General features: G+C 76.1%; 1 protein-coding gene. It reads left to right on the top strand.

Annotated elements, in window-relative coordinates:
• Positions 1 to 25 precede the first annotated feature (25 nt).
• On the top strand, positions 26 to 15,058 hold the full coding sequence (locus tag ACH4FX_RS21820; RefSeq protein ID WP_398481323.1) for an amino acid adenylation domain-containing protein: 15,033 nt from the start codon (positions 26 to 28) through the stop codon (positions 15,056 to 15,058).
• Positions 15,059 to 15,091 lie beyond the last annotated feature (33 nt).

Raw genomic sequence — 15,091 nt, 5'->3', positions numbered from 1 at the left:
CGCACGTCGTTTTGAGGAGTAAGCGATGACCCGATCTCTTGTCGAGGACGTGTGGCCGCTCTCGCCGTTGCAGGAAGGGCTGCTGTTCCACGCCGCCTTCGACGAGGAGGGCCCGGACGTCTACCAGGGACAGCGGACGCTGGCGCTGGACGGCCCGCTGGACGCCGGCCGGCTGCGTGCCTCGTGGGAGGCGCTGGTGGCCCGGCACCCGGTGCTGCGGGCGGGCTTCCGGCGCCGCAGGTCGGGCGATGCGGTGCAGGTCGTCGCGCGCGAGGTGGCACTGCCGTGGCGGGAGGCCGACGTGTCCGGGCTCGGCGAGGCGGCCGCCCTGGCCGAGGCCGGGCGGCTGGCCGCGCGGGAGCGGGCCGAACGGTTCGACCCGGCGGTGCCGCCCCTGCTGCGCCTGCTGCTGATCCGGCTGGGTGGCGAGCGGCACCGGCTGGTCATCACCTCCCACCACGTCCTGATGGACGGCTGGTCGATGCCGGTCCTGCTCAACGAGCTGACCACGGTGTACGCGGCGGGCGGCGACGCGTCCGGGCTGCCCCGGGCGGCCCGTTACCGCGACTACCTGGCCTGGCTGCACCGGCAGGACAAGGACGCCGCCCGGCAGGCGTGGCGGGCGGAGCTGGCCGGCAACGACGAGCCGACCCTGGTGGCGCCGGCCGACCCGGCCCGGCGGCCCGTCGTCCCCGAGAGCCTGATCGGCGAGATCCCCGAGGACCTGACGCGCGGCCTGGTGGGCCTGGCCCGCGCCCACGGCCTGACGGTGAACACCGTGGTACAGGGCGCCTGGGCGCTGCTCCTGGCGCGGCTGTCCGGACGCGACGACGTGGTGTTCGGCGCCACGGTGGCCGGCCGCCCGGACGAACTGCCCGGCGTCGAGTCGATGGTGGGCCTGTTCATCAACACCCTGCCGGTGCGGGTGCCGCTCGACGGCGGGCAGCCGCTGCACCGGCTCCTCGCCGGCATCCAGGAGCGGCAGACCGCGCTCATGTCCCACCAGCACCTGGGCCTGGGCGAGATCCAGAAGCTGGCCGGGCCCGGCGCGGTCTTCGACACGCTGGTGGTGTTCGAGAACTACCCCGTGGCGCCCGGCGGGACGACCGGCCCCGATGCCTTCACGCTGCGCTTCCTCGAAGGCCGGGAGACCTCCCACTACCCCTTCACGCTGGTCGTCGTGCCGGGCGAACGGATGCTCTGCAAGCTCGACTTCCGGCCGGACCTCTTCGACCGGCACACCGCCGAGGCCGTCTTCGGCCGGCTGGTGCGGGTGCTGGAGCAGGTGGTGGCGGATCCGTCGGCGCCGGTGGGGCGGATCGGTGTGCTGGGCGGGGACGAGCGGCGTCTGGTGGTGGAGGGATGGAATGCGACGGCCGGGGAGGCTGCGGGGGCCGCCTCGGTGCCGGAGCTGATCGCGCGGCGGGTGGTCGCGGCGCCGGATGCCGTGGCCGTGTCGGATGGTCGGCGTTCTGTGACCTATGGCGAGTTGGATGTGGAGGCGGGCCGCCTGGCGGCGTATTTGGGTGGTCTGGGTGTGGGGCGTGGTGATCGGGTCGCGGTGGTGTTGGAGCGGTCTGTTGATCTGGTGGTGGCGTTGTTGGGGGTGTGGAAGGCGGGGGCTGCGTACGTTCCGGTGGATGCGGGGTATCCGGCGGAGCGGATCGCGTTCATGCTGGCGGACTCGTCTCCGGCGGCGGTGGTGTGCGGTGCGGGGACGCGGGCGGCGGTTCCGGTGGATACAGGCGTGCCGCTGGTGGAACTGGACGCGCTGGAGACACCGGACTCGACGCTGCACGTTCCCGTATCCGCGGGTGACGTGGCGTACGTGATGTACACCTCCGGTTCGACGGGCACGCCGAAGGGTGTCGCGGTGCCGCACGGCAGCGTCGCCGCGCTGGCGGGTGATCAGGGCTGGTCCCTCGGCCCGGACGACGCGGTGCTGATGCACGCCCCGCACGCCTTCGACGTGTCGCTCTTCGAGATCTGGGTGCCGCTCGTCTCGGGCGCCCGCGTCGAGGTGGCGCGGCCGGGCGCGGTGGACGCGCAGCGGATCCGCGAGGCCGTGGCCGGCGGAGTGACGGCGGCGCACGTCACTGCCGGGCTGTTCCGGGTCGTGGCGGAGGAGGCGCCGGAGTGCTTCGCGGGCCTGCGCCAGGTGCTGACCGGCGGCGACGTGGTCCCGGCGGCATCCGTCGCCCGCGTCCGGGAGGCGTGCCCCGACCTCGCCGTACGGCATCTGTACGGGCCCACCGAGGTCACCCTGTGCGCCACCTGGCACCTGCTGCGGCCCGGCGACGCGACGGGCCCCGAACTGCCGGTGGGCCGCCCGCTGGGCAACCGGCAGGTGTACGTGCTGGACGCGTTCCTCCAGCCCGTACCGCCGGACGTGACCGGCGAACTGTACGTCGCCGGCACCGGGCTGGCGCAGGGCTACTGGCGGCGCGCCGGGCTCAGCGCCGAGCGGTTCGTGGCATGCCCGTTCGCCGCCGGCATGGGGGTCCCCCCGGCCGAAGGCCGGGGGAGGATGTACCGGACCGGCGACCTGGTGCGCTGGACGCGCGACGGCGAACTGGTCTTCGTCGGCCGGGCGGACGCGCAGGTCAAGGTGCGCGGCTTCCGCGTCGAGCTGGGCGAGGTGGAGGCGGCGCTGGCCGCGCACCCGGCGGTCGGCCAGGCCGTGGTGGTGGCGCGCGCGGACGGCCCCGGCGAACGGCGGCTGGTCGGCTACGTCGTCCCGGACGGGCAGGAGGCGGACGCGGAGCAGATCCGCGAGCACCTCGCCAAGGTGCTGCCGGACTACATGGTGCCCGTGGCCGTCGTGGTCCTGCCGTCGCTGCCGGTGACGGTCAACGGCAAGGTGGACCGCGCGGCGCTGCCCGCCCCCGACTTCGCGGGACGGGTCTCCGGACGGGCGCCGCGCACCGCGGCCGAGGAGATCCTGTGCGGCCTGTTCGCCGAGGTGCTCGGCCTCGACCGGGTGGGCGTCGACGACGGCTTCTTCGCGCTGGGCGGCGACTCGATCGGCTCGATGCAGCTGGTCTCGCGGGCCCGCCGCGCCGGACTCGTGCTGACACCACGTCAGGTCTTCGACCACCGGACCGCCGAGCGACTGGCGGCGGTGGCGGGCCGTACCGACGCGGCGGCGCGCGCGGCCTCCGACGTGGGGGTCGGCGAGGTGCCCTGGACGCCGGTGATGCGGGCGCTGGGGGAGCGGGCCGCCCGGCCCGGGTTCGCCCAGTGGATGATCCTGGGGGCACCGGCCGCACTGGGCCGGGAGGCGCTGACCGCCGGGCTGGCGGCCGTCCTGGACACCCACGACATGCTGCGCGCCCGGGTGCGCGACGGCGCGGCGGGACCGGTGTTCGACGTGCCGGGACGCGGCGCGGTGGACGCCGCCGCGCTGGTCACCCGTACCGACGCCACGGACGCGCCGGACGGTGACCTGGACGCCATCGCCGAGCGCGCGGCGGGCGAGGCCGCCGACGGGCTCGACCCGGCCGCGGGCGCGATGGTCCGGGCCGTGTGGGTGGACGCCGGGCCCCGGCGCACCGGCCGGCTCGCCCTGGTCGTCCACCACCTGGCCGTGGACGGCGTCTCCTGGCGCGTCCTCGCGCCCGACCTGCGGGCCGCCTGCGAGGCCGCGGCCGCGGGACAGGCACCGGAACCGGACCCGGTCGGCACCTCCTTCCGCCGGTGGGCGAACCTCCTCACCGCCCAGGCGACCGACCCGTCCCGCACGGCCGAACTGGCCGACTGGACCGCACTCCTGGCCGACGCGGGGCCCCAGCTCGGCACCCGTGCGCCCGACCCGGCCACCGACACCGCGGCGACCCTGCGCCGCCGTTCCTGGTCGGTGACCGGCGCGACGGCGGCCACCGTACTGAACCGGGCCCCGGCCGCCTTCCACTGCGGCGCGCACGACGTGCTCCTGGCCACCCTGGCGGGCGCCGTCGCGCACGGACGGCCGGACGCGGGCGCCGGACTCCTGGTGGACGTCGAGGGCCACGGCCGGGAACCGCTGGACGGCACCGACCTGACCCGTACGGTGGGCTGGTTCACCAGCGTCCACCCGGTCCGTCTGGACCTCACCGGCATCGACCTGCCACAGGCGCTGTCCGGCGGCTCCGCGGCCGGCACGCTGCTCAAGACCGTCAAGGAGCAGGCGCGTGCCGTACCCGGCGACGGGCTCGGGTACGAGCTGCTGCGCCACCTCAACCCGGAGACCGGCCCCGCGCTGGCCGCCCTCCCGGCACCGCAGATCGGCTTCAACTACCTCGGCCGCTTCACCGCCGGCGCGGACGGCGGCTCGGTGGCCGCGTGGCAGCCGGCCGGCCCCACCGCGATCGGCGGTGCGGCCGCGCCCGACCTGCCCGCCCGGCACGCCCTGGAGGCGAGCGCGGTCGTCCGCGACACGCCGGAAGGGCCGGCCCTGGACCTCGCGCTGACCTGGCCCGCCGCCCTCCTCGACGACTCCGCGGTGGCACGCCTCGGCGACCTCTGGCTGGACCTGCTCGGCGGCCTGGCCGCCCACGCCGAGGCCCCCGGCGCGGGCGGCCACACCCCCGGTGACTTCCCGCTGCTGGACCTCACCCAGGAGAGCGTGGCGGCGCTGGAGGCGGCCGTGCCGTCGCTGACGGACATCTGGCCGCTGTCGCCCCTCCAGGAAGGGCTGCTGTTCCACGCCGCCTTCGACGAAGAGGGCCCGGACGTCTACGAGACCCAGCGGCTGCTGGACCTGACCGGGCCGCTGGACGCCGCCCGGCTGCGCGCCTCGTGGGAGGCCCTGCTGGCCCGGCACGACGCCCTGCGGGCCAGCTTCCACCAGCGGGAGTCCGGCGACACCGTGCAGGTCGTCGCGCGGGACGTGACCCTGCCGTGGCGCGAGGCGGACGTGTCGGCGCTGCCCGAGGACGAGCAGCGGGCCGCGCTGGAACGGCTGGCCGCGAACGAGCGGGCCCACCGCTTCGACCTCGCGGCGGCACCGCTGCTGCGGCTGCTGCTCGTCCGCCTGGCGGCGGACCGGCACCGCCTGGTGGTGACCAGCCACCACATCCTGCTGGACGGCTGGTCGATGCCGGTCGTCCTGGACGAACTCGGCGCGGCCTACGCGGCGGGCGGCGACGGCGCGGCGCTCAAGCCGACCGCCTCCTACCGCGACTACCTGGCCTGGCTGGAGCGCCAGGACCGGGACGCCGCGCGGGCCGCCTGGCAGGCGGAACTCGCCGGGGCCGAGGAATCGACGCTGGTGGCCCGCACCACCGACCAGGGCCGGACACCGGCCACCCCCGAGACCGGCTCCGCCGAGCTGTCCGAGGACGGCACCCGGGCCCTGACCGAGCTGGCCCGCCGGCACGGCCTGACCGTCAACACCGTGGTGCAGGGCGCCTGGGCGATGGTGCTGGCACGCCTGGCCGGGCGGACCGACGTGGTGTTCGGCGGCACCGTCTCCGGCCGCCCGCCGGAGCTGCCCGACGTCGAGTCGATGGTCGGCCTGTTCATCAACACCCAGCCGGTACGGGTCCGGCTCGACGGAGCCCAGCCGGTGCTGCGCCTGCTCACCGGCCTCCAGGAGCGCCAGTCCGCGCTGATGGCGCACCAGCACCTGGGGCTCTCGGAGGTGCAGGGCCTGGCCGGCCCCGGCGCGGTCTTCGACACCATGCTGATGTTCGAGAACTATCCGCGCACCACCGCCACCCTGTCCGGCGCCATGCGCGCGGGCGGCGAGGTGACGATCAGCCAGGCCGACATCGTGGCCGGTACCCACTACCCGCTGGCCGTGGGCGTCGTGCCCGGCGACCGGCTGCGCGTCTACGTCACCTACCGCCCGGACCTGTTCGACCGGCGCGAGGCCCGGCGGCTGGGGGAGCGGGTGGTCCGCGTCCTGGAGCGGATCGTGGCGGACCCGCTGGCGCCCGTCGGCCGGATCGGCGTGCTGGGCGCACCGGAGCACGGCCGGGTCGTGGCGGAGTGGAACGCCACGGCGGCCGGGAAGCCGGCCGGCGCGTCGGTCCCGGAGCTGTTCGCCGCCCAGGCGGCGCGGGCGGGCGACGCGGTGGCCGTGGTGGACGGACAGCGGACTGTGCAATACGCGCAGTTGGACGCCGAGTCGGACCGTATCGCCGGGCACCTGCACGGCCTGGGCGTACGGCGCGGCGACCGGGTCGCGGTGGTGCTGGAGCGGTCCGCCGACCTGATCGCGGCGCTGCTCGGTGTGTGGAAGGCCGGGGCCGCGTACGTACCGGTGGACCCCGGATATCCGGCGGAGCGGATCGCGTTCCTGCTGGCGGACTCCGGCCCGGCGGCCGTGCTGTGCGCCGGGGCCACCCGAGCGGTGGTGCCGGCGGACGCGGCCGGGCGGACGGTGGTCCTGGACGAGCCGCGGGTACGGGCGGCCATGGCGGACCAGCGGGCTCCCCAACTGACCCTGGGCGCCGACGACATGGCGTACGTGATGTACACCTCCGGATCGACCGGTGTGCCGAAGGGCGTCGCCGTGCCGCACGGCGGTGTGGCGGCGCTGGCCGGCGAGCAGGGCTGGTCCCTCGGTCCAAACGACGCGGTGCTGATGCACGCACCGCACGTCTTCGACGCCTCGCTGTACGAGATCTGGCTGCCGCTGGCCACCGGCGCGCGCGTCGTGGTGGCCGCGCCCGGCACGGTCGACGCCCGGCGCGTGCGCGAGGCGGTGGCGGCGGGGGTGACGGCCGTGCACCTGACGGCGGGCCTGTTCCGGGTGGCCGCGGAGGAGGCGCCGGAGTGCTTCGCCGGGCTGCGCGAGGTGCTGACCGGCGGTGACGTGGTTCCGGCGGCGTCCGTCGCCCGCGTACGGGAAGCCTGCCCGGAGGTGACGGTCCGGCACCTGTACGGGCCCACCGAGGCCACGCTGTGCGCCACCTGGCACCGGCTGCGCCCCGGCGACATCGTGGCGGACGCCCTGCCCATCGGCCGTCCGCTGCCCCACCGCCGGGTGTACGTGCTGGACGCGTTCCTCCAGCCCGTACCGCCCGGGGTGGACGGTGAGCTGTACCTCGCCGGGACGGGTCTGGCGCACGGCTATCTCGACCGCCCCGGCCCGACGGCCGAACGGTTCGTCGCCTGCCCCTACGCGCCCGGCATGGGGGTCCCACCGGCCGAAGGCCGGGGGAGGATGTACCGCACCGGCGACCTGGCGCACTGGACCGAGGACGGCGAACTGGTCTTCACCGGCCGGGTCGACACCCAGGTCAAGGTGCGCGGCTACCGGGTGGAGCCCGGCGAGGTGGAAGCGGCGCTGACCGCGCACCCGGCCGTCGCCCAGGCCGTGGTGGTGGCCCGCGAGGACCGGCCGGGCGAACGCCGCCTGATCGGGTACGTGGTGCCGGACGGGGCGGCGGTGGACGGGGACGCGGTCCGCGACCACGTCGCCGGGCTGCTGCCCGACCATCTCGTCCCCGCCGCCGTGGTGGTGCTGGACGCGCTCCCGGTGACCGCGAACGGCAAGGTCGACCGGGCCGCGCTGCCCGCGCCCGACTTCGCCGGACGGGCCTCGGGGCGAGCGCCGCGCAACGCGACCGAAGAGGTCCTGCGCGCCCTGTTCGCGGAGGTGCTCGGCCTCGGCCGGGTGGGCGTCGAGGACAGCTTCTTCGAGCTGGGCGGCGACTCGATCATGTCGCTGCAACTGGTCTCGCGCGCCCGGCGCGCCGGTGTGGTCGTCACGCCGTGGCAGGTCTTCGAGGAGAAGACCCCCGAGCGGCTGGCCGAGGTCGCCGAGGTGGCCGGGGACGACGCGCCCGCGCAGGACGCCCCGGACGACACGGCCGGCGAGGTCGCCTGGACCCCGGTGGTACGGGCGCTGGGCGTACCGGCCGCGACGCGCGCCGCCTTCGCGCAGTGGGCGGTGCTGGGCGCCCCCGCCGGGCTCGGCCAGGACGTGCTGGCCGCCGGACTGGCCGCCGTACTGGACACGCACGCCATGCTGCGGGCCCGGGTGACCGGCGACGGGCCGGAAGCGGTGCTCCAGGTGCCCGCGCGCGGCACGGTGGACGCCGCCGCGCTGGTCAGCCGCGTCGACGCCGCGGACGTGCCGGACGACGGCCTGGACGTGCTGGCGGACCAGGCCGCGCGGGACGCCGTGGACCGCCTGGCGCCCGCCGACGGCGTGCTGGTGCAGGCGGTGTGGCTGGACGCCGGTCCCGGACGGACCGGCCGGCTGGTCCTCGCCGTCCACCACCTGGTCGTCGACGGCGTTTCCTGGCGCATCCTCGTACCGGACCTGCAAGCCGCCTGCGAAGCTGTGGCGGCGGACCGTGAACCGGATCTCGACCCGGTGGGCACCTCCTTCAAGCAGTGGTCGGCGCTGCTGGCCGCGCAGGCGGCGGACCCCGCGCGCACCGCGGAACTGGAGCGGTGGACGGCCCTGCTGGACGGCCCCGACCCGCTGGTCGGCGAGCGGGCCCTCGACCCGGCGCGGGACACCGCGGCGACCGTGTGCCGCCGCACCTGGACCGTGCCGCGCTCCGCGGCGGCCGTCCTCGCCGCCCGGACACCGGCCGCCTTCCACTGCGGCGTGCACGACGTGCTGCTGGCCGCGCTGGCCGCCGCCGTGACCCGGCGGCAGGCCCAGCGCGGCCAGGACACCGGCGCCGGGGTCCTGGTGGACATCGAAGGGCACGGGCGCGAGCCGCTGGCCGGCGCGGACCTGTCCCGTACGGTCGGCTGGTTCACCAGCACCCACCCACTGCGGCTGCGCCTGGCCGGTCTCGACCTGGACCGGGCCCGCGCGGGCGGACCCGCCGCCGGAGCGCTGCTCAAGAGGGTCAAGGAGCAGGCCCGCGCGCTGCCCGGCGACGGCCTTGGGTACGAGCTGCTGCGCCACCTCAACCCGGAGACCGGCCCCGCGCTGGCCGCCCTCCCGGCGCCGCAGATCGCGTTCAACTACCTCGGCCGCTTCACCGCGGGCGCGGAAACGGACGCGGCGACGGGCGGGGTGGCGCCGTGGCAGATGGCCGGGGAATCGGCGCTCGGCGGGTCCGTGGACCCGGGCATGCCCGCCCGGCACGCCCTGGAAGCGGGCGCGGTCGTCCAGGACGGCCCCGACGGGCCCGCGCTGACCCTGACCCTCAGCTGGCCCGGCGGCCTCCTCGACGAGACCGCCGCGGAACGGCTCGGCCAGGACTGGCTGGCGATGCTCGACGGCCTGGCCACGCACACCGAAGGCCCCGGCGCGGGCGGGCACACCCCCTCCGACTTCCCCCTCCTGACCCTGACCCAGGACACCGTGGAGGAACTGGAGGCCGCCGTACCGTCCCTGGCGGACATCTGGCCGCTGTCGCCCCTCCAGGAAGGGCTGCTGTTCCACGCCGCCTTCGACGAGGACGGCCCGGACATCTACGAGGGCCAGCGGATGATGGAGCTGACCGGCCCGCTCGACGTGGCCCGGCTGCGGGCCACGTGGCAGACGCTGCTGGTCCGCCACCCGTCTCTGCGGGCGAGCTTCCACCCGTCAGCGTCCGGCGAGACCGTGCAGGTCATCGCCCGGGACGTGCCGCTGCCGTGGCGCGAGGCGGACCTGACCGGGCTGGCCGGGGAGGAGGTGCCGGACGCGCTCCAGCGGCTCGCCGACGGCGACCGCGAGCACCGCTTCGACCTGACGGTGGCACCGCTGCTGCGGCTGCTGCTGGTCCGGCTCGGCGCGCGGCGGCACGTGCTCGTGCTGACCAGCCACCACATCGTCAAGGACGGCTGGTCGCTGCCGGTGCTGATCGACGAGATGGCGTCGGTGTACGCGGCGGGCGGCCACGACCGCACGCTGCCGCCCGCCACCTCCTACCGCGAGTACCTGGCCTGGCTGGACCGCCAGGACAAGGACGCCGCACGGGACGCCTGGCGCGCGGAACTGGCCGGGGTGGACGAGCCGACCAGCGTGGTCCCGGCCGAACTCGTCCGGGCCCCCGCCGTACCGGAACGCATCCGCTTCGAGCTGTCCGACCAGCTCACCCGGGGGCTGACCGAGCTGACCCGCGGCCTCGGGCTGACCACGAACACCGTGCTCCAGGGCATGTGGGCGCTGCTGCTCGCCCGGCTGACCGGCCGCCCCGACGTGGTCTTCGGCACCACGGTCGCCGGCCGCCCGCCGGAGCTGCCCGGCGTCGAGTCGATGATCGGCCTGTTCATCAACACCCTGCCGGTACGCGTCCACCTGGACGGCGCGCAGCCCGTCGCCGAACTGCTCACCGACATCCAGCGGCGCCGCACCGCGCTCCTCGCCCACCAGCACGTCGGGCTTCCGGAGATCCAGCACCTCGCCGGTCCCGGCGCGACCTTCGACACGCTCGTCGTCTACGAGAACTACCCGCAGCCGCCCGAGCCGCCGGCCGACCCGGACTCCCTCGCCGTACGCCCGGCCGGAATCCCGGAGGACCGCGGCCACTACCCGCTGACGTGGATCGTGGCCCCCGGCGAGCGCGCACAGGGCGACTTCATCTACCGGCCCGATGTCTTCCCGCGCGCCCGCGCCGAACGCATGCAGACCGCGCTGGTCCGCGCCCTGGAGCAGGTGGTGGCGGACCCGTGGACACCGGTCGGCCGGATCCGGCTGCTCGGCGAGGACGAGCGCGCCCTGGTCGCGGACCGCTGGAACCGTACGGCGGTGCCCGCCCCGGACGCGCCGCTGCCGGAGCTGTTCGCCCACCAGGCCGCGCGGTCGCGGGACGCGGCGGCGCTGGTGACCGACACCGGGACGCTGACCTACGGCGAACTGGCCGCGCAGGCCGGGCGACTGGCCCGCCACCTGATCGGGCTCGGCGTCGGGCCGGAGTCGCGTGCCGCGGTGGCCGTGCCGCGCTCGGCGGAGATGGTGACCGCCGTGCTGGCCGTCTCCATGGCGGGCGGCGCCTTCGTACCGGTCGACCCGGCGCACCCGGCGGAGCGGGTGGCGTACGTCCTGGCGGACGCCGCACCGTCCGCGGTGGTGTGCACCACCGCGACCCGGCACGTCGTCCCGGACGGGTTCGGCGGGCCCGTGGTGGTCCTGGACGACGCGGCGGTGGCGGCCGAGGTGGCCGCCCTGCCGGGCGGTCCGGTGACCGACGACGAGCGGACCGCGCCGCTGTTCGGCGCCCACGCCGCCTACGTCACCTACACCTCCGGCTCCACCGGGCGGCCCAAGGGCGTCGTGGTCCCGCACACGGGTCTGGGCAACCTGGCGCGCGCCCAGATCGAACGGTTCGCGGTGACACCGGAGTCGCGCGTCCTCCAGATGGCCTCGCTGAGCTTCGACGCGGCGGTCTCCGAACTGTGCATGGCCCTGCTGTCCGGTGCCGCGTCGGTCGTCCCGGGCCCGGAGGGCCTGCCGCCCCGCGTCTCGCTGGGCGCCGCGCTGCGCCGCTGGGACATCACCCACGCGACGGTCCCGCCGAGCGTGCTGGCGGTGGCCGAGGAACTGCCCGCGACGCTGGAGACCCTGACCGTGGCGGGCGAGGCGTGCCCGGCGAACCTGCCCGCCCGCTGGGCCGCGGCTCGGCGGATGGTCAACGCCTACGGGCCGACCGAGACGACGGTGTGCGCGGCGATGAGCGCGCCGCTGGCACCGGACGCCGACCCGGTGCCGATCGGGCGGCCCGTCGCCAACTCCCGTACGTACGTGCTCGACGCCTTCCTGCAACCGGTCCCGCCGGAGGTGGCCGGTGAGCTGTACGTCACCGGCGTCAACCTCGCCCGCGGCTACCTGGACCGGCCGGGCCCGACCGCGGAACGCTTCGTGGCCTGCCCGTTCGCACCCGGCATGGGGGTCCCACCGGCCGAAGGCGGGGGGAGGATGTACCGCACCGGTGACGTGGCGCGCTGGACCGAGGACGGCGAGCTGGTCTTCGTCGGCCGGGCCGACGCCCAGGTCAAGGTGCGCGGGTACCGGGTCGAGCCGGGCGAGGTGGAGGCCGCGCTCGCCACCCACCCGGCCGTCGGCCAGGCCGTCGTGGTGGCCCGCGAGGACCGGCCCGGCGACCGCCGCCTGGTCGGCTACGTGGTCGCGGACACGGCCACCGGGGACCGGGACGAGCGGCTCGAACAGGAACAGGTCGGCGAGTGGCAGGACCTGTACGACACCCTGCACGCCCATCCGGAGTCCGACGTGCTGGGCGAGAACTTCGCCGGGTGGAACAGCAGTTACGACGGGCAGCCGATCCCGCCGGAGCAGATGCGCGAATGGCGGGCGCGGACCGTCGAGCGCATCCGGGCCCTGCGCCCGCGCCGGGTGCTGGAGATCGGCGTCGGCACCGGGCTGCTGCTCGCCCGGCTCGCGCCGGACTGCGAGACGTACTGGGGCACCGACTTCTCCGCGTCGGCGATCGAGGAGCTGCGGCGGCACGTGAGCCGCGATCCCGGGCTGGCCGGGCGGGTCGAACTGCGCACCCAGGCCGCCCACGAGGCCGACGGGCTGCCCGCCGGGTACTTCGACACGATCGTGCTCAACTCGGTCGCCCAGTACTTCCCCAACGCCGGCTATCTCCAGGAGGTCGTGGAGCTGGCGATGCGGCTGCTCGCCCCGGGCGGCGCGCTGTTCGTCGGTGACGTGCGCAACGTACGGCTGCTGCGCACGCTGACCACCGCCGTGCACGTGAACCGCGCGGCGGACGCCCACGACGTGGCCGCGCTGCGGCGGGCCGTGGAGCGCAGCGTCGTCCTGGAGAAGGAACTCCTCGTCGCCCCGGAGTTCTTCACGGCGCTGCGGGACCGGCTGCCGGACGCCGCGGGCGTGGACATCCGGCTCAAGCGCGGACAGCACCACAACGAGCTGACCCGCTACCGCTACGACGTGACGCTGCACAAGCGGGGAGCCGCCGTGCTCTCCCTCGGCGGCGCGCCGGAGCACGACTGGACGGACCGCGACGGCGGCCTCGCCGCGCTGCGCCGGTACCTGGACGGCGAACGGCCGGACCGGCTGCGCGTCACCGGTGTGCCCAACACCCGGGTGGCGTACGAGGCGGGGCTGGCCCGCGTGGTCCAGGACGGCGGGGACCCGGCGGCGGCGCCCCCGGACGGCGGCCACCCGGCGGCCCCCGACGTCGAGGCGTTCCACGCGCTGGGCGAGAGCCTCGGCTACTGGGTGGGGGCCACCTGGTCCGCCGGTGCGCCGGACCGCCTGGACGTCGCGTTCGTCCGCGCCGGACTGGCCGACGGGGCCGCGCCGGTGGACACGTACGTGCCCGCGGACGGTACCGCCGGCCCGGAGGAGCCGCTGACGGCGTGGACCAACGCGCCGGCCGCGGGCCGCGACACCGGGGCGCTGCTGGCCGCCCTGCGCGCACACGTCGCGCAGCGGCTGCCCGAGTACATGGTCCCGGCGGCCCTGGTACCGCTGGACCGGCTGCCGCTGACCCCGAACGGCAAGGTCGACCGCCGGGCGCTGCCCGCGCCGGACTTCGCCGGGCAGGTCTCCGGACGGGCACCGCGCACCCCGGTGGAGGAGACGCTGTGCACCCTGTTCGCCGAGGTGCTCGGCCTCGAACGGGTGGGCATCGACGACAACTTCTTCCATGTGGGCGGCGACTCCGTGATGTCGATGCAGCTGGCCTCCCGGGCCCGCCGCGCCGGCCTGTCGCTGACGCCACGTCAGGTCTTCGAGCAGCCGACCCCCGAACGCCTCGCGGAGGCCGTGGAGTCGGACCGGGCGGCGGAGCGCGCACGGGCGGCCGGGGACGTCGGTACGGGGCCGATCGCCGTCACCCCCGCGATGCGGGCGCTGGGCGGGCACGCCTTCGACCCGGGCCGCGCCGAGTGGTTCACCGTGACCGCGCCGGCCGGCCTGGAGCCGCACACGCTCACCGCCGGGCTCGCCGCCGTCCTGGACACGCACGACATGCTGCGCGCCCGTGTGGTGCCGGACGGCGACACGGGACCGGCGCTGGTGGCCGGCGAACGCGGCACGGTGGACGCCGGCGCGGTGCTCACCCGCATCGACGCCGCGGGCATCGCCGACGACGACCTGGACACGGTCGCGGACCGCGCCGGGCGGGAAGCGGCGGGGCAACTGGACCCGGCCACGGGCCCCGCGTTCCGGGCCGTGTGGCTGGACGCCGGAGCCGGACGCGCCGGGCGGCTGGCCCTGGTGGCCCACCACCTCGTCGTGGACGAGCGGTCCTGGCGCATCATCGTCACCGACCTGGCGGCGGCCTGCGCGGCCGTGGCGGCCGGAGCCGTACCGGAACTCGCGCCCGTCGGCACGACATTCCGGCGGTGGGCGGCGGAGCTGGACGGCCGGACGGCCGAGGACGACCGGGCAGCCGGCCGACTGCCGCAGCGGAGCGCGTCGTCCGCCGGCCGGGGCCGTACGCGGCAGTCGTGGACCGTGCCGTCCGACACGGCCGCCACCCTGCTGCACCGGACCCTGCCCCTCTACCACTGCGAGGTCCACGAGGTGCTGCTCGCGGCCCTGGCGGGCGTGCTCGCGCGCGAGGACGGCGGTGCGCCCGTCGTGGTGGCCGTCGAACAGGACGGCCGGGAGGCGGCGGCGGACCGGGACGGCGCCGGACCGGCCCGCACCGTCGGCCGGTTCACCGCCGTCCGGCCCGTCCGGCTGGACCTGTCCGGCACCGATTTGGACGGGGCTTGGGCAGGCGGACCGGCTGCCGGTACGTTGTTGAAGGCCGTCAAGGAACAACTGCGTGCCGGTCCCGGGGCCGGCGCGGGCCCGGACGCCCTGCCGGAACCGCGCGTCTCCTTCACCCACCGGGACCGGCTCCGCACCGGACCGGCGGACGGCCCCTGGCAGCCGGCCGGTACCGCGGCAGCCGACGGCACGACCCGGCCCGCCGCGTACCTCCTGGAGGCGGGCACCGTCGCCCGGGGCACCCCGGACGAACCGGAACTGACCCTCACGCTCGACCGGCCCGCCCGCGCCGCGGACGCGGCGGCGGCCGAGCGCATCGGCCGGGCGTGGCTGGACCTGCTGACCGGCCTGGCCGCGCACACCACCGACCCCGCCGCGGGCGGTCACACCCCCTCCGACTTCGGCCTGCTCGATCTCGCCCAGCAGCAGATCGACGAGCTGGAAGCCGGATTCACCGATGAAGAACGCTAGCGACCGAGCACGACGAGGCGTTGTGAGGAGAAA

The organism is Streptomyces sp. NPDC018019, from assembly GCF_044327805.1.
Lineage (GTDB): Bacteria > Actinomycetota > Actinomycetes > Streptomycetales > Streptomycetaceae > Streptomyces.
Note: the sequence above shows the minus strand (reverse complement) of the source record. Positions and strands in the feature narration are given on the sequence as shown.

Coding starts and splice junctions, on each gene's coding strand:
- ACH4FX_RS21820 (WP_398481323.1), top strand. CDS start 26: ATGACCCGATCTCTTGTCGAGGACGTGTGGCCGCTCTCGCCGTTGCAG.